Annotated in this window: 29 protein-coding genes and 1 pseudogene; 20 read left to right on the top strand and 10 right to left on the bottom strand. The window is 64.6% G+C overall.

All coding sequences use genetic code 11. The annotated features are described in order from the left end of the window. Positions 1 to 189 precede the first annotated feature (189 nt). Together AC3CB8_RS03585 and AC3CB8_RS03580 are read right to left on the bottom strand one after the other, a co-directional pair. A complete protein-coding gene (locus AC3CB8_RS03585) occupies positions 190 to 2,739 on the bottom strand; it encodes an ABC transporter permease (RefSeq protein ID WP_352563483.1) in 2,550 nt (849 codons plus the stop codon). Next, the gene (locus AC3CB8_RS03580) at positions 2,739 to 3,434 is read right to left on the bottom strand and encodes an ABC transporter ATP-binding protein (RefSeq protein WP_352563484.1); all 696 of its coding nucleotides are present in this window, start codon (positions 3,432 to 3,434) and stop codon (positions 2,739 to 2,741) included. Before AC3CB8_RS03580 ends, AC3CB8_RS03585 begins: the two co-directional genes overlap by 1 nt. Before the next feature lie 83 nt (positions 3,435 to 3,517). On the opposite strand from AC3CB8_RS03580, the gene AC3CB8_RS03575 reads away from it, so the two are divergent. Beyond that, positions 3,518 to 4,153 carry an arylesterase gene (locus AC3CB8_RS03575; RefSeq protein WP_023774451.1) on the top strand — a complete coding sequence of 212 codons (636 nt, stop codon included), beginning with the start codon at positions 3,518 to 3,520 and terminating at the stop codon, positions 4,151 to 4,153. A gap of 128 nt (positions 4,154 to 4,281) precedes the next feature. Then, positions 4,282 to 4,878 (top strand): RNA 2',3'-cyclic phosphodiesterase, encoded by a 597-nt coding sequence (gene thpR, locus AC3CB8_RS03570; protein ID WP_352563485.1) that lies wholly within the window; start codon positions 4,282 to 4,284, stop codon positions 4,876 to 4,878. On the opposite strand, the gene AC3CB8_RS03565 is transcribed toward thpR, so the two are convergent. Next, positions 4,782 to 5,300: a low molecular weight protein-tyrosine-phosphatase gene (locus AC3CB8_RS03565; RefSeq protein WP_352563486.1), complete on the bottom strand. Its 519-nt coding sequence runs from the start codon at positions 5,298 to 5,300 to the stop codon at positions 4,782 to 4,784. The genes thpR and AC3CB8_RS03565 overlap by 97 nt on opposite strands. A 50-nt stretch (positions 5,301 to 5,350) precedes the next feature. Between AC3CB8_RS03565 and AC3CB8_RS03560 the strand changes: the two genes are divergently transcribed. The 3 genes from AC3CB8_RS03560 (at position 5,351) to AC3CB8_RS03550 (ending at position 6,939) form a co-directional block, all read left to right on the top strand. After that, positions 5,351 to 5,647, top strand: a complete 297-nt coding sequence (locus tag AC3CB8_RS03560) for a 4a-hydroxytetrahydrobiopterin dehydratase (protein ID WP_023774453.1) — start codon at positions 5,351 to 5,353, stop codon at positions 5,645 to 5,647. A 138-nt stretch (positions 5,648 to 5,785) separates the two neighbouring features. After that, positions 5,786 to 6,148, top strand: coding sequence for a YkvA family protein (locus AC3CB8_RS03555; protein WP_023793556.1), 363 nt, complete (start codon positions 5,786 to 5,788; stop codon positions 6,146 to 6,148). 287 nt (positions 6,149 to 6,435) lie between these two features. Further along, positions 6,436 to 6,939: an invasion associated locus B family protein gene (locus tag AC3CB8_RS03550; RefSeq protein WP_015314944.1), complete on the top strand. Its 504-nt coding sequence runs from the start codon at positions 6,436 to 6,438 to the stop codon at positions 6,937 to 6,939. Between the two features lie 53 nt (positions 6,940 to 6,992). Here the strand turns inward: AC3CB8_RS03550 and AC3CB8_RS03545 are convergent, their stop codons facing one another. After that, positions 6,993 to 8,348, bottom strand: a complete 1,356-nt coding sequence (locus AC3CB8_RS03545; RefSeq protein ID WP_352615580.1) for a chloride channel protein — start codon at positions 8,346 to 8,348, stop codon at positions 6,993 to 6,995. Positions 8,349 to 8,530: 182 nt separating this feature from the next. Between AC3CB8_RS03545 and AC3CB8_RS03540 the strand changes: the two genes are divergently transcribed. Continuing rightward, a complete protein-coding gene (locus AC3CB8_RS03540; RefSeq protein ID WP_352563916.1) occupies positions 8,531 to 9,028 on the top strand; it encodes a DUF305 domain-containing protein in 498 nt (165 codons plus the stop codon). An 82-nt stretch (positions 9,029 to 9,110) separates the two neighbouring features. Here the strand turns inward: AC3CB8_RS03540 and AC3CB8_RS03535 are convergent, their stop codons facing one another. Next, a complete protein-coding gene (locus AC3CB8_RS03535) occupies positions 9,111 to 9,410 on the bottom strand; it encodes a hypothetical protein (RefSeq protein ID WP_023774457.1) in 300 nt (99 codons plus the stop codon). A 277-nt stretch (positions 9,411 to 9,687) separates the two neighbouring features. On the opposite strand from AC3CB8_RS03535, the gene rlmN reads away from it, so the two are divergent. The 3 genes from rlmN to AC3CB8_RS03520 are packed head-to-tail and all read left to right on the top strand — an operon-like array spanning position 9,688 to position 11,839. Further along, entirely contained in the window at positions 9,688 to 10,923 is a 1,236-nt protein-coding gene (rlmN, locus tag AC3CB8_RS03530) for a dual-specificity RNA methyltransferase RlmN (RefSeq protein WP_352549531.1), read from the top strand. Further along, a complete protein-coding gene (locus tag AC3CB8_RS03525) occupies positions 10,920 to 11,369 on the top strand; it encodes a hypothetical protein (RefSeq protein WP_023774459.1) in 450 nt (149 codons plus the stop codon). The genes rlmN and AC3CB8_RS03525 overlap by 4 nt, the downstream gene beginning before the upstream one ends. Further along, the gene (locus tag AC3CB8_RS03520; RefSeq protein ID WP_023782098.1) at positions 11,366 to 11,839 is read left to right on the top strand and encodes a hypothetical protein; all 474 of its coding nucleotides are present in this window, start codon (positions 11,366 to 11,368) and stop codon (positions 11,837 to 11,839) included. The genes AC3CB8_RS03525 and AC3CB8_RS03520 overlap by 4 nt, the downstream gene beginning before the upstream one ends. Here AC3CB8_RS03520 and AC3CB8_RS03515 read toward each other — a convergent pair. Beyond that, positions 11,811 to 12,452: a LysE family translocator gene (locus AC3CB8_RS03515; protein WP_023774461.1), complete on the bottom strand. Its 642-nt coding sequence runs from the start codon at positions 12,450 to 12,452 to the stop codon at positions 11,811 to 11,813. The two genes, AC3CB8_RS03520 and AC3CB8_RS03515, sit on opposite strands and share 29 nt — an antisense overlap. 314 nt (positions 12,453 to 12,766) lie before the next feature. On the opposite strand from AC3CB8_RS03515, the gene AC3CB8_RS03510 reads away from it, so the two are divergent. The 3 genes from AC3CB8_RS03510 (at position 12,767) to AC3CB8_RS03500 (ending at position 15,139) form a co-directional block, all read left to right on the top strand. Beyond that, positions 12,767 to 13,990 carry an argininosuccinate synthase gene (locus AC3CB8_RS03510; protein WP_023782099.1) on the top strand — a complete coding sequence of 408 codons (1,224 nt, stop codon included), beginning with the start codon at positions 12,767 to 12,769 and terminating at the stop codon, positions 13,988 to 13,990. 171 nt (positions 13,991 to 14,161) lie between these two features. Further along, the gene (locus AC3CB8_RS03505) at positions 14,162 to 14,596 is read left to right on the top strand and encodes a hypothetical protein (protein ID WP_031248378.1); all 435 of its coding nucleotides are present in this window, start codon (positions 14,162 to 14,164) and stop codon (positions 14,594 to 14,596) included. A 315-nt stretch (positions 14,597 to 14,911) separates the two neighbouring features. Next, on the top strand, positions 14,912 to 15,139 hold the full coding sequence (locus tag AC3CB8_RS03500; protein ID WP_023774465.1) for a hypothetical protein: 228 nt from the start codon (positions 14,912 to 14,914) through the stop codon (positions 15,137 to 15,139). Positions 15,140 to 15,188: 49 nt separating this feature from the next. On the opposite strand, the gene AC3CB8_RS03495 is transcribed toward AC3CB8_RS03500, so the two are convergent. Beyond that, on the bottom strand, positions 15,189 to 15,986 hold the full coding sequence (locus AC3CB8_RS03495) for a lytic murein transglycosylase (protein ID WP_352726531.1): 798 nt from the start codon (positions 15,984 to 15,986) through the stop codon (positions 15,189 to 15,191). Positions 15,987 to 16,273: 287 nt separating this feature from the next. Between AC3CB8_RS03495 and AC3CB8_RS03490 the strand changes: the two genes are divergently transcribed. From AC3CB8_RS03490 to AC3CB8_RS03460, 7 genes and pseudogenes are all read left to right on the top strand, one after another. Then, positions 16,274 to 17,371: a zinc-binding metallopeptidase family protein gene (locus tag AC3CB8_RS03490; protein ID WP_023774467.1), complete on the top strand. Its 1,098-nt coding sequence runs from the start codon at positions 16,274 to 16,276 to the stop codon at positions 17,369 to 17,371. Positions 17,372 to 17,433: 62 nt separating this feature from the next. Continuing rightward, positions 17,434 to 18,033, top strand: a complete 600-nt coding sequence (locus AC3CB8_RS03485) for a DUF1236 domain-containing protein (protein WP_023782104.1) — start codon at positions 17,434 to 17,436, stop codon at positions 18,031 to 18,033. Between the two features lie 175 nt (positions 18,034 to 18,208). Then, positions 18,209 to 19,165, top strand: coding sequence for a CPBP family intramembrane glutamic endopeptidase (locus AC3CB8_RS03480; protein WP_352563918.1), 957 nt, complete (start codon positions 18,209 to 18,211; stop codon positions 19,163 to 19,165). Positions 19,166 to 19,478: 313 nt separating this feature from the next. Then, positions 19,479 to 21,095, top strand: coding sequence for a signal recognition particle protein (gene ffh / locus AC3CB8_RS03475; protein ID WP_352563919.1), 1,617 nt, complete (start codon positions 19,479 to 19,481; stop codon positions 21,093 to 21,095). Between the two features lie 7 nt (positions 21,096 to 21,102). Beyond that, the gene (locus tag AC3CB8_RS03470) at positions 21,103 to 21,429 is read left to right on the top strand and encodes a chorismate mutase (protein WP_015314959.1); all 327 of its coding nucleotides are present in this window, start codon (positions 21,103 to 21,105) and stop codon (positions 21,427 to 21,429) included. Positions 21,430 to 21,477: 48 nt separating this feature from the next. Then, positions 21,478 to 21,879, top strand: coding sequence for a 30S ribosomal protein S16 (gene rpsP / locus AC3CB8_RS03465; RefSeq protein ID WP_023774471.1), 402 nt, complete (start codon positions 21,478 to 21,480; stop codon positions 21,877 to 21,879). Positions 21,880 to 22,004: 125 nt separating this feature from the next. Next, positions 22,005 to 22,816: pseudogene (locus tag AC3CB8_RS03460) on the top strand (acyl-CoA thioester hydrolase/BAAT C-terminal domain-containing protein); the annotation flags it as partial. A gap of 131 nt (positions 22,817 to 22,947) precedes the next feature. On the opposite strand, the gene AC3CB8_RS03455 reads toward AC3CB8_RS03460, so the two are convergent. Then, positions 22,948 to 23,211 (bottom strand): YMGG-like glycine zipper-containing protein, encoded by a 264-nt coding sequence (locus AC3CB8_RS03455; protein ID WP_023774473.1) that lies wholly within the window; start codon positions 23,209 to 23,211, stop codon positions 22,948 to 22,950. A 166-nt stretch (positions 23,212 to 23,377) separates the two neighbouring features. After that, positions 23,378 to 23,788 (bottom strand): DoxX family protein, encoded by a 411-nt coding sequence (locus AC3CB8_RS03450; RefSeq protein ID WP_352563920.1) that lies wholly within the window; start codon positions 23,786 to 23,788, stop codon positions 23,378 to 23,380. 189 nt (positions 23,789 to 23,977) lie between these two features. Here AC3CB8_RS03450 and AC3CB8_RS03445 point away from each other — a divergent pair, with 189 nt between their 5' ends. After that, positions 23,978 to 24,385, top strand: a complete 408-nt coding sequence (locus AC3CB8_RS03445; RefSeq protein ID WP_352563921.1) for an ACT domain-containing protein — start codon at positions 23,978 to 23,980, stop codon at positions 24,383 to 24,385. Positions 24,386 to 24,387: 2 nt separating this feature from the next. On the opposite strand, the gene AC3CB8_RS03440 is transcribed toward AC3CB8_RS03445, so the two are convergent. Further along, positions 24,388 to 24,840 (bottom strand): GNAT family N-acetyltransferase, encoded by a 453-nt coding sequence (locus AC3CB8_RS03440; protein WP_352595883.1) that lies wholly within the window; start codon positions 24,838 to 24,840, stop codon positions 24,388 to 24,390. Positions 24,841 to 24,973 lie beyond the last annotated feature (133 nt).

Raw genomic sequence — 24,973 nt, 5'->3', positions numbered from 1 at the left:
CTCTTGCGGACCCAGGCGCCGCTGGGGGGCTCCAGCATGCCTGCGCGGAATATGATGGTTATTCGCGTCGAGAACAAGACCGTAACCGGGTGTAACGGTTCGTGACGGGTCAAAATGCGCCTTCGCCGGCCGTTTCGGACGGCATTCTTACCAAGATTTAACCCGGGCAGGCGGGCGCCGGCCGGCGAATCAGAGGTTTCGCAGCACGGGTGCGGCCTTGTGGCCGAGCACCCGCCAGGTGCCGGCAAGGCCGATGCCGACCGTGATCACCAGCGAAAAGGCAATCGTCGCCACCGCCACCTCGGGCATGAAATGCGATGGCAGTGTCATGATGCGTGCGACCACGAACCAGGCGGCGGCGCTGCCGGCGGCGAGCGCGAAAATCGCGGTGGCCAGTCCGATCAGCATGTATTCCAAAGAGAATGCCGTGATCAGCGTTCGCCTGGTGGCGCCCAGCGTCTTCAGCACCACCGCGTCATGGATGCGCGCCCGGTTGCCGGCGGCAAGCGCGCCGGCAAGCACCAGAACCGAGGCGATCAGCGCCACGCCGGCCGCCGCCCGGATCGCCGTGCCGAGCTGGCCGACCAGCCGGTTGACGATGTCGAGTGCGTCCTTGACCCGCACCGTCGTCACGGCGGGGAAGGCGCGGGTGACGGCGTTGAGGACGCGCGCGTCGTCGGCCGTCGAGGCGTTCTTTTCGGTGAGCGTGGCTATCCAGCCATGCGGGGCGCCGGCGAATGTGTTGGGCGAGAACACCATGACGAAATTGATGCCCATCGTTTCCCATTCGACCTGGCGGAAATTGGCGATGCGGGCGGTGACATTGCGGCCGAGCACATTGACGGTGATCGTGTCCCCGAGCTTCAGCCCGATTTCCTTGCCTTCCTTGTCCGAAAACGAAACCAGCGGCTCGCCGGCATAGGTGTCGGGCCACCATTTGCCTTCGGTCAGCGTCGCGTTTTCCGGCTGCTTGGTGTCGTAAGTCAGGCCGCGATCTCCCTTCAGCACCCAGGCGCCCTCGGCCGGCACCTTGACCTTGTCGACGGCGACGCCGTTGAGCGCCATGACCCGGCCGCGCAGCATCGGCACCTTGGCCAGCGTTCCCCGCGGCGCCTCGTCCGCGATCAGCGAGGAGAACGCATCGACTTCGCTGCCCTGGATGTCGACGAAGAAGAAGTTCGGCGCCCGCTCCGGCAGGCTGCCGGAGATCTGGCGCCTGAGATTCCCGTCGATCAGCGCCAGTGTCACCAAGAGCGTCAGCCCAAGCCCCAGCGACAGCACCACCGAGGGCGTCAGCGCCCCGGGCCGGTGGATGTTGCCGATGGCAAGTCTCAGCGCGACAAAGCGCACGCGCGGGCTTTTCCTGGCTGCCCATTGCACCAGACCGCCGACGAGACGCAGCACCAGGAAAGCAAAAACGGTGGCGCCGACGAAGATCGAGGCGATGCGCTGGTCGCCCGAAAACAGGATCGCCAGCGCTGCCAGGAAAAGCGCGATGCCGAGCGCGCTAACGACATAGACGGGGCGCGGGAGACCCCGGCCTTCCAGCCCCATCTCCCGAAACAGCGCGGTTGCCGGGACGTCACGGGCGCGGCCGAGCGGCAGCAGCGCGAAGGCCAGCGTCACCAGCAGGCCGAACAGGGCCGCCATGGCGAGCGCGCCGGGATAGAAGCCGCCTTGCGCCGGCACGGGAATGACCGACCGAAGCGCGGCACTCGCCGCGAACGGCATCAGCGCCGCGAGCACGAGGCCGAGCACGATGCCAAGCGCGGCGATGATCAGGATCTGCACGAGGTAGACGGCAAAGACGAAGCCGCCGGATGCCCCCAGGCTCTTGAAGGTGGCGATGACGCCGCGCTTGCCGTCGAGATAGGCGCGCACCGCGTTGGCGACGCCGACGCCGCCGACCACCAGCGCGGTGAGCCCGACCAGCGTTAGGAACTGCGAGAAGCGTTCGATGTTGGAGGAAAGCGCCGGTGCGGCGTTGCTGCGCGTGCGGATCGACCAGCCGGCCTCCGGAAAATCCTTGGCCGCCTGGTCCTGGATGGCCTTGAGCCGAGCCTCGTCGGCACCGGCGGGCAGCCGGACCTTGTAGGCGTTCTCGACTAGGCTGCCCGGTTGGATCAGCCCGGTGGCGGCCAGGCCCTCGGTCGAGATCATCAGCCTTGGCGCGAAGCCGAACCCGTCGGAGACCGCGTCGGGCTCGGCCACCAGCCTGGCGCGCAGTTCGAACGTGGCGGTGCCGAGCTTAAGCCGGTCGCCGATCTTGAGATGCAGCCGTTCGAACAAGAGATCGGGTGCCGCGGCGCCTAAAACGCCGAACTGCCCGCCGAACAGTTCCTGCTTCGTCAGCACCGGTTCGGTTTCCAGCGCGCCATAGAGCGGATAGGCCTCGTCGACAGCCTTGGCCTCGACCAGCGCCTGGTCGGACCCGTCAGCCAGGCGCGCCATCGAGCGCATGCCGGCGGTATGCGAAACCACGCCCAGCCCGTCGAGAAAGCCGAGTTCTGCCTGGCTGGCGTCGCGCTGGTTGATCTGGAAGCGAAGATCGCCGCCGAGCAGCGTCTGGCCCTGATCGGCGACACCGGCGGTGATGGAGCGGGCCACCGAATTGACGCCGCCGATAGCCGCCACGCCGAGCGCGATGCAGGCGAGGAAGATGAGGAAGCCGGACAGGCCGCCGCGCATCTCGCGCAGCGAGAAGCGGATGGCAAGCTTCAAGGTCCGCGCCAGCGGCATCAGGCGCTGACCCTGACCGGCGGCGGCGCCTCGATCCGGCCGGAGCGCATCGAAACCTGGCGCGAGCAGCGCGCCGCGAGCGCCGGATCATGGGTCACCAGCACCAGCGTCATGCCGCGTTCGGCGGCCTTGGCGAACAGCAGATCGGCGACCTGCCGCCCCGTCGCCTGATCGAGGTTGCCGGTCGGCTCGTCGGCGATCAGGATGCGCGGCGATGGTGCCAGCGCCCGGGCGATCGCCACGCGCTGCTGCTCGCCGCCGGAGAGCTCGCCGGGATAATGGGTGACGCGGTCGCTCAGGCCCACCGCCGCCAGTTCGCGCGCCGCCACCGAGAACGGATCGGCATGGCCAGCCAGTTCGAGCGGCACCGCGACATTTTCAAGCGCCGTCATATTGGGGATGAGGTGGAAGGACTGGAACACGATGCCAATGTTTCGGCCGCGAAACGAAGCGATCTGGTCCTCGCTTTTGCCGTTGAGGATTTCGCCGGCAATGCGCACCGTACCGGAATCGACCCGCTCCAGCCCTGCCAGCACCATCAGTAATGTCGACTTGCCGGACCCCGACGGGCCGACGATGCCAGTCGCCTCGCCGCGCGCGACGTCGAGGCTGACACCCTTCAATACATGAACCGACGAAGCGCCTTCGCCGAGTGTCAGGGATACGTCTTTCAGCGCGATGACGGCTTCTGTCAAAATGAAAGCGTCCTATATGAAGGGAGGCTCTGCCTGTCGGAAGCCATCGCCGGAAGAATTCTCTGTCATATGGGACCTGCCGCATGTCTTTCAAACGCCGCTTTGCCGCAGGCCTGATCGTTTTCCTCGCCATCTGCGGCGGCATCTCGTCGGTGCGCGCCGAGCCTTTCAAGATCGTCGGCTTCGGTGACAGCCTGATGGCGGGGTACGGCCTTGGCCCGGGCGAGGGCTTTACCGATAAATTGCAGGCAGCACTTCGTGCGAAGGGCCATGACGTCATCGTCGCCAATGCCGGCGTCTCCGGCGACACCTCCAGCGGCGGCCTAGCGCGGCTCGACTGGTCGGTGCCTGACGGCACGCAGCTGGTGATCCTCGAACTCGGCGCCAACGACATGCTGCGGGGTGTCGCGCCCGACATCACGAAAAGGAATCTGGACGAGATGCTGGGCAAGCTCAAAGAGCGAAAGATTGCCGTGCTGCTAGCCGGCATGCGGGCGGCGCCCAATCTCGGCGCCGACTACCAGAGCGCCTTCGACGCAATTTTTGCTGACCTGGCCGGCAAATACGATGTTCCGCTCTATCCGTTCTTCCTCGACGGCGTCGCCGGCCAGCCCGGCCTGCAACTCGAGGACGGCCTGCATCCGAGTGCTCGCGGCGTCGACCTGATGGTCGAACGCATCCTGCCCACCGTCGAGAAGGCCATGCCAGGCGGATCGTGACGTCGGATGGAACCGGTTCCGTTGCGGAAGCTTTAGATTGCATCCGCGACCAACAAACCACTTGCTCCATTTGATTATCGATGATTCGCTAGGGATGACAGTTTCGATTCGAGGAAGGGAGGCTCTTCATGCCGCGTCTTTTCACCGCCCTCGAAATTCCGCGTGATGCCGCCCTTTCGCTGTCCCTGCTCCGGGGCGGCCTGCCCGGGGCCCGCTGGATCGACGTCGAAAACTACCATCTGACGCTACGCTTCATCGGCGACGTCCAGGGCCATGTCGCCGACGAGATCGCCAACGCGCTCGACCGGGTGCATCGCCCGTCCTTTTCGCTGACGCTGTCGGGTGTCGGCGCGTTCGGCCAGAAGAAGCCGCATGCGGTGTGGGCCGGCGCTTCGCCCTCGCCCGATCTGGCGGCTCTCCAGGCCGAAATCGAGCGCATCTGCCAACGGCTCGGCATCCCCGCCGATCCGCGCAGGTTCATGCCGCACGTGACGCTGGCGCGGCTGCGCAATTCGAGCCCGCTCGACGTCGCCCAATATCTGTCGGCGCGCGGCAATTTCTCGACGCTGCCGTTCCGTATCGGCCGTTTCGTGCTGATGTCCTCGCGCGATTCGGTCGGTGGCGGCCCCTATATCGTCGAGGAGGCATGGCCGCTGTCCGGCGTCGATACGCGTGCCGCCAGCCGTGTCGCCAACACCTCCGACGCCTCCCGGATCATGCGATAGACCTCGGCAAACGCTTGCTGGTCCTCATAGTAGGGATCCGGTACATCGCGCGGCCTTCCCTCGGCGAATTCCAGGAACAGGTGGATACGGTCGCGCACCGCCGCCGGCGCCAGCGCCTTCAGGTCGGCGACGTTGGACCGGTCCATGCCGAAGATCAGGTCGAAGCGGTGAAAATCCTCCGCCATGATCTTGCGCGCCCGCTGCCGCGAGATGTCGATGCCGTGGTGAGACGCGATGGCGATCGAGCGTGGGTCGGGAGCGGAGCCGACCTCCCAGCCGCCGGTCGCGGCCGAATCGAGCACGATATCGCCGCCATATCCGCGCTCCGCCAGCACGGCGCGAAGGACGCCTTCGGCCAGCGGCGACCGGCAGATGTTGCCGAGGCAGACGAAAAGAATGGAATTTATGGGCTTCGCGATCATGGATCCGGCGCTATGGTGACGACTTCAGCGCATTAGCACGGGAAGCGGACATGACGAGAGAGAAACTGGGCAGGGAGGCCGCCGAAGCGGCGCTCACAGGGCTTGAGGGCTGGACACTGGCACAGGATGGCGCCTCGATCGGCCGCACCTTCACCTTCGTCAATTTCTCCGAAGCCTTCGCCTTCATGACCAGGGTGGCGCTGGCCGCCGAGAAGATGGACCACCATCCCGATTGGTCGAATGTCTACAAGACAGTCAATGTGACCTTGAACACGCATGACGCCGGCGGCGTGACGGCGCTCGACATAGACCTCGCCAAGAAGATGAACCGCTATTTCGGCGGCTGAACGCGGGCTGTCCAGCGTCCAGGCCGGGCGCGGGCCCGCAAATCGGCGCCGGCATCTTGCAGCCCGGTTCGGCTTTCACCACATTTTGATCGGCGGCATGCGCCGGTATGCGCATGGGATCCGCAAGGAGAGAGATAGATGGCGCGAGAATCCGGTTTTGATTTTTTCGGCTTTGGCGACAAGCTGGCCGGCGAGGGCGAAGTGCGCGAAAAGTTCTGGCGCACGGCCAGGAAGGCCGCTCGGCAGATTCCGTTCATGGAAGATGTCGTCGCCGCCTATTACTGCGCCATGGACAAGAAGACGCCGCTGCGCGCCAAGGGCATATTGGTGGCAGCGCTCGGCTATTTCGTCCTGCCGGTCGACCTCATCCCCGACTTCATCCTCGGTCTCGGCTTCACCGACGACATCGCCGTGCTGACCGCCGCGATCACCGCCGTCAGCGCCCATATCACGCCCGCGCACCGGCAAGCCGCCAAGGACGCCATCGCCGACAAGGGCTGAAGTCCCGCCGGCCGAATTCCGCCGCGACGGCTCGACCTCTGGACAGGGGCGTTCAGCGGCGGGTTAAAAGTCAAACTCTTGCCGTTTTCGTGGCCTCCAAGTCGCCAAAGGGACACCGAGCCGGCCGCTGACAAGGCGGCGGCGCGGAAATGGCGGCGGTTTCCTGGGGTGAAGAGTCCTTTTCTCTTGGGGAATTCACCGTTTGGTAACCCAGATTAAATCAAAATGAAGCGACGGCAGGACGCCACGCGGCCCGCCTCCGCACCATTTGGAATACGGGAAAAACGATGCGCGGATTGATTGCACTAGTTTCGAGCCTGGTCCTGGCGGCCTCGGCGGCGCCGGCGCTGGCGCAGCAGGCGACCAAGATCGGCCAGCACAATGCCTGGGGAACCTACAGCTACCAGGCTTCGGGCGGCAAGGTCTGCTACGTGCTGACAGTGCCGACCGACAAGCAGCCGCCGACGCTCGACCATGGCGACATGTTCTTCTTCGTCAGCCAGCGACCCGGCCAGCAGGTGTCCTATGAACCGCAGTTCATCGCCGGCTACAATTTCCAGGAAGGTTCCAAGGCCACCGTCACCATCGACAAGAAGAGCTTCTCGATGTTCACGCGCGGCAAATCGGCCTGGGTCGAGAACGCGGCGGAAGAGCCAGTGCTGATCGCGGCGATGAAGACCGGAACCGACATGAAGGTGTCGGCGAAGTCGGGCCGCGGCAATCCCACGAACTATGTCTTCTCGCTTAAGGGCATTTCGGCGGCGTTGTCCTCGATCGCCAAGTGCAAATAGCTATCTTCGTTTTTGAACCGAAGGCCGGGCCGTAACGCCCGGCCTTTGCTTTTTCAGCCCAGCCCTGATTCCGGTGCTGCCTCCGCCCGCCGCCGCCGGATCGCCTCGGCGATGAACACCCGCGACAGGGCGTGATAAAGCGGCTCGTGCGAGATCAGCCGCGCGGTGCCGTAGCCCAGCATCGAAGCCAGCATCAGGCCGATGACATTGTCGTGATTGCCGGTCATTTCCAGGATGATGACGAAAGCCGTCATCGGCGCCTGCACGACGCCGGCGAAATAGCCTGCCATGCCGAGCAGGGCCGCGACGCCGGCGCTGCTCCCGAACATCAGGCCGAGCGAGCTGCCGATGCCGGCGCCGACCGCCAGCGAGGGCGCGAAGATGCCGCCGGGAATGCCTGAGATCATCGACAGCAGGCCGGCCCCGAATTTCTCGGCAAAGAAGAACCAGGGCAGCGGCGTGCCTTCGACCGCGCTGCGCGCCTGCGCGTAGCCGGTGCCGAAGGTCAGCCCGCCCGAGGCGATGCCGATCACCGCGACCCCCAGTCCGCAGATCGCGGCCACCAGCAGCGCGCGCCACAGCGGCTGCAGCGCGTTCCAGCGTCGGATACGCCGCGTCGCCTTGAGGGCCAGCAACGAGAACAAGGCGCCAAAGCCGCCACCGATGACGCCGCAGGCGATTACAAGCGGCCAGTCGACGGCAAACGAGATCGTCTCCTTGGACACGCCGAAATAGGTGTAGTTGCCGAGCACGCCGAGCGAGGCGAGGCCGGCCAGGATGACCGCCGTCAGCACCAGCCCGTTGGTGCGCGCCTCATAGGTGCGGCCCATCTCCTCGATGCCGAAGACGATGCCGGCGAGCGGCGTGTTGAAGGCAGCGGCGATGCCGGCGGCCGACCCCGCCAGGATCAGGCCGCGCGCCTGCGCCATGCCGCCCCAGCGCGCCGCCTGCAGCATCAGCGATGCGCCGACCTGCACGGTCGGTCCCTCGCGGCCGATCGAAGCGCCGCAGAACAGGCCGACAAGGGTGAGCGCGATCTTGCCCACCACCAGCCTGAGCGACAGGATATGGCTGCGGTCGTCGTCGTCGCGAAGGTGGCGGGCGGCGATCGCCTGCGGAATGCCGCTGCCTTGCGAGCCCGGGAAGACGGCGTGCGCCAGCCAGGCGCACAGCACAAAGCCGAGCGGCGTGATCGCCAGCGGCAGATAGAAGCGCCAGCCGCCGTCATTGCCGATCACGACATGAAACAGAGCCTGCGCCTTGTCGGCCAGCACGGCGAACAGCACACTGATCAGGCCGATGGAGATGGCTCCCGCCCAGAACACCAGACGCGGCTGCCAGACGCGGCGCGAGGCCCACATGGCGCGCGAACGCCGCAGCATGGGGTGTTTTCGCGATTGGCCGGCCATGTCTGTCCTCGGGGGAAAACCCAGCCCTAACACAGGCATGACGCCGATCAAGCGCGAGTCTGCCGGTCGGACGGGATCAAAAGGCCACAGTCGCGGTGCCTTTGAGCAAGGAGCCCGCGGTCATGCGCTATGTTAGATTCGCCGCGATGATCCTGGTTTCCACGGTCCTCATGTAGGGGCTCATGTACCTGAACACCTATGCGCTGGATCATGTTTTCTTCAGCCAGACCCGGGTGTGGATGGCCATCGTGATGGGCGCCGCCATGGCCATCGTCATGATCGGCTTCATGTGGGGGATGTACGAGAGCGTGGCCGCGAATGTCGGCATCGTCATCGGTGGCATGCTCGTATTCGCTGGTGCCTTGTGGCTGGTCAGAAGCCAGGAAACCGTGAGCGACGTCTCTTACATGAAGGCCATGATCCCGCACCACTCGATCGCGATCATGACCAGCGAACGCGCCCATATCCACGATCCGGAGGTGCGAAAGCTGGCGGACGGCATCATCGACGCACAGGTGCCCGAGATCACGCAAATGAAGCGTCTGATCGCGCGGCTCGAAGCCAATCCCGCAGCGGCCGGCGCTCCCGACCTGCTGTCCTACCGAGCCCGCGAGGCCGCGCCGCCACCGCCGGAAACCGACCAGAGCACCGGGATCGATACGCTGTCCATCGACCGGTAGGCGCGGGGATGGAGGCGCGGACAATATGAAAGCTGCCCGTCCCGCCGGCCTCAAAGCCGGCGGGCAAGTCCTTGCGAGATGGTCACATGGCCATTTTTTCACATTCGGCCTGGGCCTTCTTGGTCGAGGTGTCGATCATGTAGGCTTTGCCCTTGGCGTCGGTCATCATCATCATGCAGTGCTTGATCGGCTTGGCCATCTTCATCATGTCGGCGCCCATCTTCGCGTCCGGCGTCATGGTGCCCATATGCCCGTCGGGCATGATCGCCGTCACTTGTCCGCCTTTCATCATGCTCATGGTGCCCATCGTGTCCTCGGCAAACGCCTGCGAGGCGCAAAGCGCGGCGAGGCCGGCAATGACGGCGAGCTTGATCGATTTCATCCTGCATTCTCCCATTCTGTAGGGGCACAGTTGCCCCGTTCAGGGTTCGAAGGCGCGAGGGGGATCGTTACGCCAACACGACTAAGTGATCGCCGCCAACGACATTCCCTCGGCCGGCCTCGACCGTCCTTCACGGGGACGGTCGCGATCGGGACACCGACGGCAGACCCGGTTTGTCGTGCACCGCATGACTTCGCGCTCAACCTGTGCTATGCGCCGCCCTTCATATCGGGCCGATGGATGAAATCGGCCGCAAACCGCTTATATCTGTGCAACCATGACCCTTTCACTCGATCTTACCGCCGACGGCGCCCGTGACGCCTTGCGCGGCCGTGCCGCGCGGACCGAAAAGCCATCGCTGATCGGCCTCACGCGGACGGAACTCGCCGCCGCTCTTGTCGAATCCGGCACCGTGCCGGAGCGTCAGGCAAAGATGCGCGCCCAGCAACTCTGGCACTGGATGTATGTGCGCGGCGTTTCCGACTTCGCCGGCATGTTCAACATCTCCAAGGATCTGCGCGCCGAACTCGACAAGCATTTCACCGTTGCCCGGCCCGAGATCGTCGAGGAGCAGATTTCCGCCGACGGCACGCGAAAGTGGCTATTCCGCTTTCCGCCGCGCGGCGCCGGCCGGCCGGTGGAGATCGAGACGGTCTATATCCCCGAGGAAGGCCGCGGCACGCTCTGCATCTCCTCGCAGGTCGGTTGCACGCTGACCTGTTCGTTCTGCCACACCGGCACGCAGAAGCTGGTGCGCAACCTGACCGCCGAAGAAATCCTGGCGCAGTTGCTCACCGCGCGCGACCGGCTCGGCGACTTCCCCGACCGCGACACGCCGGATGGCGCCATCGTGCCGGCCGAGGGCCGGAAAGTGTCCAACATCGTCATGATGGGCATGGGCGAGCCGCTCTATAATTTCGAGGCGGTGAAGAAGGCGCTGCTGATCGCCTCCGACGGCGACGGCCTGTCCCTGTCCAAGCGTCGCATCACGCTGTCGACCTCGGGCGTCGTGCCCGAGATTTTCCGCACCGGCGAGGAGATCGGCGTCATGCTGGCGATCTCGCTGCACGCGACCAACGACGATCTGCGCGACCTTCTGGTGCCGATCAACAAGAAATATCCGCTGAAGGAACTGATCGCCGCCTGCCGCGCCTATCCCGGCCTCTCCAACGCCAAGCGCATCACCTTCGAATATGTGATGCTGAAGGACGTCAACGATTCCATCGAGGACGCCAAGGGGCTGATCAAGCTGCTCAAGGGGATTCCGGCCAAGATAAACCTGATCCCGTTCAACCCGTGGCCGGGCACCAACTACCAATGCTCGGACTGGGAGACGATCGAGAAGTTCGCCGACTACATCAACAATGCCGGCTATGCCTCGCCGATCCGCACGCCGCGCGGCCGCGACATCCTGGCCGCCTGCGGTCAGCTGAAGTCGGAATCGGAACGCATGCGCAAGGTCGACCGGCTGGCGCTGGAAGCCATGATGATCGCGGGGCACGGCGAGGTGTGAGCCGTCTCGTCGCCGGCCTCACACGTTTCGCGGTGATAGCAGTCGGCTACCTCGCCGCCGTGCTGACCTCGATCCTGGTGCCTGTGCTGCTGATCGTTCTGCTGGCCGGGATCGAGGACGGCAACTGGTCAATCATTTTCACGTTCGACTGGCTGGCCTCCTTCCCGCTCGCCGTGCTGACCGTGGCCATCTGCGCGCTGCTGATCGTCGGCCCGGCGATCTTCGTCGCCGAACGGCTGGCGCTGCGAGGATGGTTCTACTTCGCGGTCACGGGCGCGGTCACGTCGATCGCCTTCGGTGTTTTTGTGCCGGGCTCGGCCGGAGGCTTCGTTTTCAATCCGGGCTTCCTGGGTTTTCTGGCCGCCGCCGGCATTGCCGCAGGCTGGGTCTACTGGCTTCTGGCTGGACGCGGCTCCGGTCGTCTCAGGGGCCGTGATCCCCAATGAACCGTCTCGTCGCGTACATCGTGCGCTTCGCCATCATCCTGTTCGGCTATGCCGTAGCCTCGCTGGCGGCGAGCGCCTTCCTCAACATCCTGTTCCTGGCCTCGCTCGGCTACGGGCCGGCGCAAGCGCATCCGGCGGCGACGGCGTCGCTCTATTTTTCAATTCCTTTCGTCGCCCTGTTCGTCGCCTATTTCGGCTTCATGCCGGCGGCGATCGTCATCCTGATTGCCGAAATCCTCGGTCGGCGCGACTGGTTGTTCTACGCCCTCGCCGGCGCGGTGGTGGCGGGGGCTTTCCTCGGCCTCGTCGACAATGTCCGCGATTCCGCTTTCGCGGTCACCGAAGCCAGCGCCATCATGGCGGTGCTCGGTGGCGGCATGGTCGGCGGCATCTTCTATTGGCTTGCCGCCGGGCGCTGGGCAGGAAGCTGGTGGAAGGTCTCTACTTCGCCTGGGCCGTCAGAATCTTGAGCGCGAACGCCGAGAACACGCCGGCGAAAAGATAGTCGACCACCCGCGTCACACGGGGGCTGGCTTTCATTGCCGCCGCGAATTTTTCAGCCGCCAGCACCATCGGTACCGTCACCGGGATCGACAGCACGATGAACATGGAGCCGAGGAAGAACAGCTTGCCCGGCGCGTTCGGATCGTGCGCGGAGACGAATTGCGGCAGGAAGGTCATGAAGAACAGGATGATTTTCGGGTTGAGCAAATTGACGCCGAGCCCCGCCGCCCAGCTGCGCAACAGCGAGATTTGCGGGCCGGTCTTCTTTTCCGGCGAGAAAGCCGAACCCTTGGTGATCGCCTGCCAAGCGAGGAAGACGAGATAGCCGGCGCCGAAGATCTTCAGCACGAAGAAAGCCATCGGCGAGGCGACGATCAGCGCCGAGACGCCGACCACCACCAGCGTGGTGTGGATCAGCGTGCCGCACAGCGCGCCGGCCATCGAGGCGAAGCCGGTGGCGCGGCCCTGGCTCAGTGTGCGCGACACGAACAGCGTCATGTCGGGGCCTGGCGTGATCGCCAGGATAACGGTGGCGATGGCGAACTGGATCAGCGTGGTGGTGTCGGGAATGAAGGACATGGCAAGGCCCCGGGAAGATTCGGGGCGTATACAGGATGTATCGCGCCGACGCCAGACGGGGCCGGCGCATCCTCCGGTGGAGCTGGAGCGGTTCGGCCAGTTTTCGCCGCGCTTCAAGGCGGCGCTCTTGAGCGCCTAGTGGCCGGCGGCATGGCCCCGAGATCGTTGCTCCCGATCAAGCCGGGCGTCGCACTGCCGCGCTGGATCAGAAGGCTGGCGCCGCGTGCGCTTGCTCGCTTTGCCGTTCCTGCTAAAAGGCGCTCCGACAATCCCTGACGCCTTGCCTCAAGCGTCCGCTTTTCGACGGAGCAGAAATGTCCAAGACCAAAGACGTGAAGAAGGTCGTGCTCGCCTATTCCGGCGGCCTCGACACATCCATCATTCTGAAATGGCTGCAAACCGAACTCGGCGCCGAGGTCGTCACCTTCACCGCCGATCTCGGCCAGGGCGGCGAGCTGGAGCCGGCGCGCCGCAAGGCCGAGATGATGGGTATCAAGGACATTCGTGTCGTCGACGTACGCGAGGAATTCGTCGCCGACTTCGTGTTCCCGATGTTCCGCGCCAATACCGTCTACGAAGGCACCTATCTCCTGGGAACCTCGATCGCGCGGCCGCTGATCTCCAAGCACCTGGTCGAGATCGCCAGGGAAACCGGCGCCGACGCCATCGCGCATGGCGCCACCGGCAAGGGCAACGACCAGGTCCGTTTCGAGCTTTCGGCCTACGCGCTGAACCCCGACATCAAGGTCATCGCGCCGTGGCGCGACTGGTCGTTCAAATCGCGCACAGACCTGATGAACTTCGCCGAACAGCACCAGATCCCGGTGCCCAAGGACAAGAGGGGCGACGCACCGTTCTCCGTCGACGCAAATCTGCTGCACTCGTCCTCCGAGGGCAAGGTGCTGGAAGACCCGTGGAGCGAGCCGCCGGAATTCGTGCATCAGCGCACCGTGTCGCCGATGGACGCGCCGGATGCCGTCACCGAGATCGAGATCGAATTCCTGAAGGGCGACCCGGTCGCGCTCAACGGCAAGAAGCTGTCGCCGGCCACCATGCTGGCCGCGCTCAACGATCTCGGCCGCGACAATGGCATCGGCCGGCTCGACCTGGTCGAGAACCGTTTCGTCGGCATGAAATCGCGAGGCGTGTATGAAACGCCGGGAGGCGCCATCCTGATCGTGGCCCATCGCGCCATTGAATCGATCACGCTCGACCGCGGCGCCGCGCACCTCAAGGACGAGTTCATGCCGCGCTACGCGGAGCTCATCTACAACGGCTTCTGGTTCTCGCCCGAGCGCCTGATGCTGCAGGCGATGATCGACAAGAGCCAGGAAGACGTCGAAGGCACGGTGCGGCTGAAGCTCTACAAGGGCAATGTCATGGTCACCGGCCGCAAGTCTGGGAAGACGCTCTATTCCGACGCGCTGGTCACCTTCGAGGACGACCGTGGCGCCTATGACCAGAAGGACGCCGCCGGCTTCATCCGCCTCAATGCGCTGAGGCTGCGGACATTGGCCGCACGCAACCGCCGAGGCTGAACCGGGCAGCGGCCTGGCTTTCGCCAACTCACGCTTACGAAACCCGACGGAGACGTCGGGTTTTATTTTATCTGTCTAATATACTGGAAGTCAAAAACGCTCCAGACAAGTTGGTCCTTGATCTCTGAGCGGCTTCATTTAGGTTCTTGCACGGGATCAAGGGGCTTTGACATGAAAAACAATGTTCTTCTGCTTGCGGCAGCCGTCGCTCTCATCGGGTGCCAGTCATCACAAGCGGCCGCGAAACGCGCCCCTGACGCGGGGTTGGAAGGGTGCCTTGGCGCCGTCCGCGTATGGAACATTTCATTCAAGCACGATATGGCTTCTTTCATGGGCACATCGCAGGCGCGCATGCCGACTTTGTTCTGCCAGCGCCTCGCCGATGGCGTACGCAGCGGCCGGGTCAGCTATTCCGACATCAACAGGCTGCAACTCGACCAACCGACAGAAATCTGGATGGTCATCAAGGGCAAGCCGAAGCCTGCTAAGGTCACGCAAGCCCCGGCGCCGCTGTCGCTCAAATTTCGCAACTGCAGCGGTGTTGACGGCGCCTTCCAGGTTCCCATTTCCCAGAAATGCCCGTTGAGCGGCTGGGCAAATCATTGAGAGCGACGTGACGGGATCGAAGCCGGCCATTTCACGGGAATGGCTGGTGCCGCTGGTGCTTTTCGCGACGCCGGTCGCCGCTGGGGATTTCGACCTCGCCTCCCTGGACCTCGCCGCCCTCATCGAATGCAGGGCCAATGTGCCAGCGTATAATGGTCTTGCCCTCTGGCTGGCCGGCGAGCCGGATGTGGGGCAGACCCTCGGCTGGAAGGAGGCCGCTTCCGGCAATCCCTTCCTGCGGCAGTATGAGCTGCCCGCTCCGATCCATGTCTTCGGACGCGATACGGGGACAATCGTCTTACCGCGACCGGGCCGATGGCGGTGCTCGACGGGATCGCCGCGCCGGACCTCGCTCGCCAGCTCGACGTTCCGGCGACGGTTTCGACGCCGGACAAGTTCCTCGGCGAGAAGGTCGTGGCCGAAAGCAGCGAGGACGCCAGCGGTGTGAGCCTTGCCACGCGCATCACGCTCAACGTCTCGACCGTCGAGTCCCACGGGGGCAGGACGCTGGCCGGCTGCTCCTATGCGCTCGACGTGAAATGAAAAACCCGGCGCGGAGGCCGGGTTTTTCGTTCAATGCCGTGCGGTTCGATCAATCGGCGTCGATCGCGGTGGCGATGCGGGCGATGGCCTGCTGATAGACGCTTGCGGAATTCCAGCCGGCGATCGCGCCCATGTTCGACTGGGCGCTGGCGCCAGCCCGCCAGCCGTGACCCTTGAGGAAGTTGGCGGTGGAGGCCAAAGCGGTGGCCTTGTCGCGCAGGTTTCCGCTACCGACCGCATACTTCAAGACATTTCCGGGCAGGAACTGCGTGTGGCCGATCTCGCCATGCATGGCGCCGACCGACGAGGCGGTCAACGCTCCGCGATCAACCAGCTTCAGAGCCGCGATGGCGTGCGGGTGAAAATATTCGGGACGGCGGCAATCATAGGCAAGCGTCACAATGGCGGAGACTGTGTTCTGGTTGCCCATGGAAGCACCGAAGCCGGTTTCCATGCCCCAGATGGCGAGCAGCACGCCCGGCGACACGCCGTAGTTGGCTTCGATCTGGTTGAACAGCGCCGCGTTCGACTTCTTCAGCGAACGGCCCTTGGAGATGATCGCCGACCCGCCGCGGCGTTTCATGAAATCGTCCACCGATCCGCTGAAAGCCTTGTGGATGGCGCGGTCGGCGGAGATCGTCCTTGTTGCGTAGGTGGCGCCGGCCAGAGCGGCCAGACCCCTCGACTCGACACCTTCGGACTTGGCCTCAGCGGCGAAGTCCTGCTTCCAGGCGTCGAAGCCGGCGCCGGTCTTGCCGCAGCTGGCCGCCGCTTGCGCACCGGTTGCCAGCCCCAGCGCCGCCACCACCGCCGCCGCTAAAATCCTACCCTTGGCAAGAAATGCCATGTTGTTCTCCTGGTTGCCTGATTCACGTCCCGTTTGCGAATTTGCCAGCGAAACGCGCATTTGTCACCGTCTGTGGCGCGATGCTGGCGAATGGCGGGGAATTTGCCTACGATCAAGTGATTATTATGGCGAGTGTCAGGCATGAAGACGCTGATGCCGCCCATGGACCGGGCAGGCGCGCCTGGACCGGGGAAGCAAAATAGTCGCGATGGAGCGCGGAACACCGGCCGGTGGTTCGCGTTTGGGCACGGGCCGCCATGCATCCCTTCTGATGAATTGAGATCGAAATGAAACTTTTCGACTGCCCGCATTGCGGCCACCGTCTCTATTTCGAGAATGCCCAGTGCCTGAACTGCAGCAGTCTCGTGCTCTATGATCCCGAGGACGCGCGCTTTGTCTTGTCAGGCGTCGACGGCGCGATCCAGTGCACCAATGCCGACGAATGCGCCTGCAACTGGATGGCCGAGCCGGAACAGGTCTTCTGCCGTGCCTGCGTGCTGAACCAGCTGATCCCGGATCTCTCGGTCGACGGCAATCGCCGCCGCTGGATTCGCGTCGAGGCGGCGAAGAAGCGCGCCATCTATTCGCTGCTCGCCTTCGGCCTGCCGGTGGCGCCCAAGCAGAGCCCGACGGACGAGATCGGGCTGGCCTTCGACTTCCTCGCCGATCCGATTGGCGGCGGCCCGGGCGGCGAACGGATTCTCACTGGTCACGACAACGGCCTGATCACGCTGAATGTCGCCGAAGCCGATTCAGCCGAGCGCGAAAAACGTCGCGTCCAGATGGGTGAGAATTATCGCACGCTGCTCGGCCATTTCCGCCACGAGCTAGGCCACTATTACTGGGACCGCCTGATCCGCGACGATCCGCGAAGGCTGGAAGCGTTCCGCGCCTTGTTCGGCGACGAGCGTGCCGACTACGAACAGGCGCTGAAAGCTTATTACGCCAATGGCGCGGCGCCCGATTGGCAGCAAGACCACATCTCGGCCTACGCCACCTCGCATCCGTGGGAGGACTGGGCCGAGACCTGGGCCCACCACCTGCACATCACCGACACGCTGGAAATGGTGCATGCGCTGAACTTTCCGCTCGGCCGGCTGGAGACGGTGGAGGCGAACGAACTGCCGCGGGGCGATACCGGGGGCGAGCCGCGGGCAGCACCCTCGGAGCCCGCCAACACGCCCGAGCCCTTCGACAAGATCCTTGCCCGCTGGCTGGTGCTGTCGGAAGCTTCCAATTCGATCAACCGCTGCATGGGCCTCCCCGACCTCTACCCCTTCGTCATTTCGGACGCGACGGCGCGGAAACTGGCGTTCGTACACGATCTTCTGACCGGCTTGCCGGTGGACGGCGGAACAAATCGTGAGTTGGCTCGCGCATTTTAGCCGGAACGCATGCGCTGCTGCCCCGTTGTCACCGCCGAGGGACTTTGAAACGGAGAGAACCCATGAAATCCTTATTGTTTCCCGCAATAGCGGGGATGCTGACCGCAATGTCCGGCGCGGCGCTGGCCGATACCGCAGTCTCGGCAGTCACCGATCTCAACGTGCGCGCCGGCCCTGGTCCGCAGTATCCAGTGATCGGCGTGCTCGCCGCAGGCCAGTCGGCGACGCTCAACGGCTGCATCGAAAATAGCAAATGGTGCACCATCGCCGAAGCGGGTGGCCAGGGCTGGGTCTATTCCGACTACGTCACGGCCGATTTCGGCGGCAGCCGCGTCGTGCTGACGCAGCGCCGCTCCGCCGTTGCCGTGGTCACGCCGCCGGCCGACATCGGCAACTATTCGACCGACTATACCGGTGCGATCATTTCCAGCGATCCGGTGGTTGGCGACTTTCCAGCGCCGCCGGCCGCGGTACGGACCTACGTCGACACCCACCGCCTCGACCCCGTCTATCTCGACGGCGAGGTGGTCACCGGCGCGACCCTGCCCGATACGGTCGAGCTGCGCGAAATTCCTGATTACAACTACCGCTATGTCTATGTGAACGGCCAGCGGGCGCTGATCGATCCGCAGACACGGCGCATCATGTACGTCGTGCGTTGATGCGATGCCGGCGGTCGCCGAAGCGGCCGCCGGCGAAACCTGATAGGCGACCGCGGTAGGCTGGCCGACGCTGTGTTCCGTGCCAATCCGGGTTTGCGTATTCTGCTGACATCGCGCCCGGTTCCCGAAACCATCAGCCAGATCAAGCAGCGGTGGATTGGGATCGAGGACAAGCGTGACGATAGACGACACTGCCTTCGAGCGCTATCGCAACACGCCGAACGCCAGGACGACTTTGCCGCGCCTGTTGCTGGGAACGCTGATGGTCGTCCTGTTCTGGGGCGCCACCACCGCGGCCGTGCTGTTCGGTGGCACCCGTGTTTACTTCGCCTGGCGTGGGGCGGCGGCTTCGCCACACGACATGGAGGGTTTTCTCGCCTCGCCCGTCGGCATCCTCTGTGCGCTCGCCTCTTTCGCCGGGATCTGGATCGGCCTGTGGATCGTCATGCGCTGGGTGCATGGCGAGCCGCTGTCGGCGCTGCTTGGCGCCGGCCGCCGCGTAGCGCGACTGGACTTCCTCAAGGGGCTGATCGCGGTGCTGATCACCTCGTCCTTGTCCGAAATCCTGCTCTATCTGCTGCAGTCCGGCATCGCGCGCAACATGATCAGCCTGCCATCCTGGCTGCTGTTCGCGATCCCGATCGCCGCACTCACCCTGCTGCAGACCTCGTCGGAGGAGGTGCTGTTCCGCGGCTACTTGCCGCGCGGCTTGGCCAATCGGTTCAGAAGCCCGTTCGTCTGGGCGCTGCTGCCCGGCCTGCTGTTCACCTCGCTGCACTGGAGCGGCGGTTCGACGGCCGCCATGAACGCCAGCGTGCTGGTCTCGATCGCTGCCTTCGCGCTGCTTCTGACCCTCGTGGTCTACGCCACCGGCAATCTCGGCGCCGCACTTGGCGCCCATCTCGGCAACAATTTGACCGGCTTCCTGCTGATCTCGCATCAGCAGAGCTACAATTCCTTCGCCTTGTTCACTGCAAAGCCGCTCGAAGGACCGGGCTGGATGATATCGGATGCCATCCTCATTGCCCTCATCGGCATTGCCTGCAGCCTGCTGACGATTGTCTTGCTGCTGCATCCGCGGTCGCCACTCAAGGTCACGGCTGAGGTTCCAAACGCCGTGGATGCGGCCTGATCGCGGCCCTGGAAACAGCGCGACACCGGCTTTGCCTTGACTCTCTCGCCGATTTCCTGTCTACAGCCCACGAATTCCGCGACGAGTATTCCTCCGAGCAAGCCGACCAGGACGCCGAAACCTCTTTGAGGCCGAGTGCTGTAAACAGATCCTGGAGGCCAACACCCGGCAGCGCTGTGCGCCCCCGGGTGCTTTTTGGTTTTGGGCTTTTGCTTGGAGTGGCTTTTGCTAGGAGACTGGCTTTTGCTAGGAGACTGGGCGCGAACTCATTACCTCTCGGGCACCATCCGGGTGCCTGGGAAAAGGAAAACGAATGTTTGAATCGCTGCAGGAGCGTCTTGGCTCCATCCTGAACGGCCTGACCGGTCGCGGCGCGTTGTCGGAGGCGGATGTCTCGGCAGCGCTGCGCGAGGTGCGCCGTGCGCTGCTCGAGGCCGACGTGGCGTTGGAAGTGGTGCGGTCCTTCACCGACAAGGTGCGCGAGAAGGCCGTCGGCGCCGCGGTGCTGAAGTCGATCAAGCCGGGACAGATGGTCGTCAAAATCGTCCATGACCAGCTGGTCGACATGCTCGGCGCCGAGGGTGTCGCCATCGACCTCAACGCGCCTGCCCCGGTCGTCATCATGATGGTCGGCCTGCAGGGCTCCGGCAAGACCACCACTTCGGCCAAGATCGCCAAGCGGCTGACCGAGCGTCAGAACAAAAAGGTCCTGATGGCCTCGCTCGACACGCGGCGTCCGGCAGCGCAGGAGCAGCTGCGCCAGCTCGGCGAGCAGGTCAAGGTGGCGACGCTGCCTGTTATCGCAGGCCAGAACCCGGTCGATATCGCCAAGCGCGCCGTGCAGGCGGCCAAGCTCGGCGGACATGACGTCGTCATCCTCGATACAGCCGGCCGCACCCACATCGACGAGCCGCTGATGGTCGAGATGGCCGACATCAAGAAGGTGTCGGGCCCGCACGAAATCCTGCTGGTCGCCGATTCGCTGACCGGTCAGGACGCCGTCAACCTGGCGAAAAGCTTCGACGAGCGAGTCGGCATCACCGGCCTTGTGCTGACCCGCATGGACGGCGACGGCCGTGGCGGTGCCGCGCTGTCGATGCGCGCCGTCACCGGCAAGCCGATCAAGCTGATCGGCACCGCCGAAAAGATGGACGGGCTGGAGGAATTCCACCCCAAGCGCATCGCCGACCGCATCCTGGGCATGGGCGACATCGTCAGCCTGGTCGAAAAAGCCGCCGAAAACATCGACGCCGAGCAGGCGGCGGCGATGGCCAAGAAGATGCAGTCGGGCAAGTTCGACCTGAACGACCTCGCCCAGCAGCTTCAGCAGATGTCGAAGATGGGCGGCATGGGCGGCATCATGGGCATGATGCCCGGCATGGGCAAGATGAAGGACCAGATGGCCGCCGCCGGCCTGGACGACAAGATGTTCGGCCGCCAGCTCGCCATTATCTCCTCGATGACCAAGGCCGAGCGCGCCAATCCGGATATCCTCAAGCACTCGCGCAAGAAGCGCATCGCCGCCGGCTCCGGCACCGATGCCGCCGAAATCAACAAGCTCTTGAAGATGCATCGCGGCATGGCCGACATGATGAAGGCGATGGGCGGCAAGGGCAAAGGCGGCGGCCTGATGCGCGGCATGATGGGAGGCCTTGCCTCCAAGATGGGCCTCGGCGGCATGATGCCCGGTGGTGGCATGGGCGGCATGATGGGCGGCGGCATGCCCGATCTGTCGAAGATGGACCCCAAGCAGCTCGAAGCCTTGCAGAAGCAGGCGCAGGCCGCCGGCCTCGGCGGCATGAAGGGCTTGCCCGGCGGTCTTCCCGGCGGCGGCTTGCCCGGCCTACCCGGCGGCGGCTTGCCCGGCGGCATGAAGCTTCCCGGCCTTGGCGGCGGTGGCGGCCTGCCCGGTCTCGGCAAGAAGAAGTGAGGACGCTATGAACGAAGAAAAGGACATGGCCGACGCCCGCACCATCCTGGCCGGCTACCGCGCCTCGATCGACAACATCGACGCGGCCCTCATCCACATGCTGGCCGAGCGCTTCCGCTGCACCAAGGCGGTTGGCGTGCTCAAGGCCGAGCATGGCCTGCCGCCGGCCGACCCGGCGCGCGAGCAGCAGCAGATCGCCCGCCTGCGCCAGCTGGCGCATGACGCGCATCTCGACCCGGATTTCGCGGAGAAATTCCTCAACTTCGTCGTCCGCGAAGTGATCCGGCACCACGAACAGATCGCCGCTGCCAACGGCGTGACGAAAACGGGTTGAAGAAACCCTGACTTATCAAACGAAATCAGAGCTTTTAGGAGAAAAGAAATGGCACTGAAGATCAGACTGGCCCGTGCGGGCTCGAAGAAGCGTCCTTACTACCACGTCGTCGTCGCCGATGCCCGTTCGCCTCGCGACGGCCGGTTCATCGAGTCGCTCGGCTCGTGGAACCCGCTGCTGCCGAAGGACGGCGAGCGCATCAAGGTCGATGCCGACCGCGTCAAGCATTGGCTGTCGCACGGCGCCCAGCCGACCGACCGCGTGCTGCGCTTCCTCGATGAGGCCGGCCTTGCCAAGCGCGAGGCCCGCTCCAACCCGAAGAAGGCCGAGCCCGGCAAGAAGGCGCAGGAACGCGCCGCCCTGCTGAAGAAGGCCCAGGAAGACGCCGCTGCCGCCGTCGCCTCGGCCGCTGCCGCACCGGCCGAAGCGGAAGCCGCTACCGCCGAGTAATCGCTTCCTATTCCTTGCGGGAACAGAACGGCGGGCCTGTGCCCGCCGTTTTGCTGTTTGCATTTGCCACTCACCTGCCCTTTGCTGTTTCATTGGAAAGCTTCTGATTTCCGGCTGAGGATCGGATGGACCAACGGGCAGTCGCGGAGGAGAGCCTGTCCGGCGTCGTCGCCGGAACCCTGTTGCGATGCCCCGAGGCCACGGCAGGTGTCGTGGTGCTGAGCGGATCGAGCGGCCGCGTCGACGTCGGGCGCGCCAGGCTGTTTGCCGATGTGGGCGTCTCTGCCCTTGCCCTCCGGTGGTTTGGCGGCCAACGCCAGATCCCAGGCATTTGCGAAATCCCTTGGAGATTTTTTTCGCCGCGACCGACCGTCTTGTCGGTTTGGGATGCCGGCGTATCGTCTATGTCGGCACGTCCAAAGGCGCCGAGGCGGCCTTGCTCGTTGCGGCGCATGACCCGCGCATCGACGCCGTTGTCGCGATCAGCCCGACATCGGTGGTCTGGGGAAATATCGGGCCGGGCGCCGACGGCGTCAGCTGGCCCGAGCGGTCGTCGTGGACGCTCAAGGGACTGCCGTTCCCGTTTGTTCCAACCGACCCAAATTGGAAAGCAAGCTGCGTCGACGGCCTTGTGTCCTACCGCGGGCTTTTCGAACACTGCCTGACCGCTTTCAAGGAGGAGGCCGGCAAGGCCGCCATTCCGGTCGAGGACATTTCGGCGACGGTCATGCTGGTCGCGGGCGGCGACGATGCGCTGTGGCCATCCCTGGGATTTGCCCGCTCGATTGTCCGACGTCGGCAAGATGCCGGAAAGGCCACGCGCCTGGTTTCGGGCCCAGGCGCCGGCCATCGCATTCTCCTGCCTGGCGAAACCACACCGCGCTCAAGCTCGCATGCGCATGGCGGCAATGACCGCGCTGATGCGGATCTGGGGCGGTCGCCTGGCGATAGATCCGGGAGCTGCTGTAGCGCTGCCCGCGGCTGTCTCAAGCGAGCGCAGCCAATTCATCGATCGAAAACGGCGGGTCAAGCCCGCCGTTTTGCTGTTCATGTCTGAAATGCGGCCGATCAATAACCGCTTGGGCAGCGATCGACATAGACCCGACCATGGCGATCGCGGTACCGGCATTGGCCGCTTTCGCTGGCATGGCCGATCAGCGCGCCAGCCACGGCGCCCACCGCACCGCCGACAACAGCGCCCTGCACCGGATCTCCGGCCACGGCCGCGCCAACCGCAGCACCACCTAGGCCGCCCACGGCAGCCCCTTTTTCCGTTTGCGAACATGCACCCAGTGCCGTCGTCAGCACCAGAATGGCCAGGATTTTCTTCATTTGTCGTTCCTCTCACGCGGATCGCCGTCTCGCCGCCAAGTGCTTAACTCTCAGACGGCTAATTTGATCCCGAGGAAAACGAAGATCGCGACGCCGCTCGCTCAGACAAATCGCATCATCGGAGTTGCCACCCGCTGGCGTGAAGATGAAGCGACGTTGTTCTTGGCTATCGGCTGAACGGGATCAGCGCGCGCACCCTGGGGTCGCGCAGATAGAGGCCGCCCCACAGGATGATGCCGAGATAGACGCCGAACAGCGTGTGCGAGAACAGCGGATTGCCGATGCGCGCATTGGTGGCGATGGCGCCGCCCATATAGGCGGTGAGCAGGATGGCGCCGAGCACGGAGGTGCTCGGCAGCGCGTAGAGCGCGGTCGAGACCAGGCCGATGACGCCGAGCATGCGCGCGACATTCGGATCTGCCGGCCAGCCCAGCGGCACCATCGCCTGGGTGACGATATCGAGCGGCGGCAGCTTGATGGCGCCGTCGAACATCATGAACAGGATGATGACGCCGCTCAACACGCGGCCGGTCCACAGGGCGCCGGACGAAACGGGCGCGGTTTCGGAAATGCTCATTGGTGTTCCCTCCGGTTGGTTTGAGCCCTTTGCAGGGGTCAAGCCAAGGACGCGGCATGGGCCGGCAATCCTACACGGGCCGGATTTATTTTGGCGCCGGTGCGCCCCGCGACGCGGGCCCGGCTATCGGCATTCGCCCATGGCGGCTATTGAGGAGCGGGCGATCCGTTGCAACAAGAGAGACGAAGAATGACCGGCGAGACCGACCTGAAGACATTGCTGGCATCGATGACGCCGGACTTGCTCGACGGCATTCATGTCTTCGCCACGCTGGCGCCTGGGGCTCCCCATCCGGAAGGCCTGGAGCCGGTCATGGTGTTTGGCGAGCGCGAGGGCACGACACTGATCGTGACCGAGGCGGCGGCAAGGAAAGCCGGACTCACCGTTTCGTTCCGCTGCCGGATGATCACGCTGGACATCCACTCATCGCTGGAAGCCGTCGGCTTTCTCGCCGCCATCACCGCGCGACTGGCCGCCGCCGGCATGGGCGTCAATCCGGTCTCGGGTTTTTACCACGACCATCTGTTTGTGCCGGCTGGGCGGGCGGAGGAGGCGATGGGGTTGCTGCGCCAGCTGGCTACGGACAGCGGTGGCTGAAATCAACGCCGGCGGACATACAAAATATCAGGCGGGCCTTCCTCGTTAGCCGTGCCGTCGCCGGATGCTTCCGCACGGAACCCATGGCGCTCGTAAAAACGCCGGGCGCCGGTGTTGGATTGGAAGCAATGGAGGTTCACGACCGGCAGGGCGGCAGTGGCGTCCGTCAGCAGCCGGCTGCCGACGCCTTGTCCTGTCCAGGTCGGATCGAGATAGAGCTGTTCCACCCAATCGCCGTTCACGGCGATGAAGCCGATAATCTCTTCGCCAGCCTCGGCGACTGTCACCTGCTGCCATGGCAGCATGACGTCGCGGATGAAGAAAAGGTCTTCCTCCGGCGTGTGCAGCACTGGCATCCAGTCGAAAGCGTTGAGCGACGCACGCATCATGGTCGCGATGGCGGCGGCATCCGAATCGATGGCCGGGCGCAGAGTGATTTTGGTGCGATCGCTCATAGGTCGGCGCTGCCCCTCATCCGCCTGCCGGCACCTTCTCCCCGTATAGTGACGGGGAGAAGAGAGATGACGGCCGAAGGCCGAGCCCGGCGACCGCGGGCCGCCGGTCGTCCGGCGCCCTCGCGGAGGGCCC

This window comes from Mesorhizobium sp. P160927 (assembly GCF_057766385.1).
The sequence above is the reverse complement of the archived record's forward strand: the minus strand, read 5'-3'. Positions and strand labels throughout refer to the sequence as shown.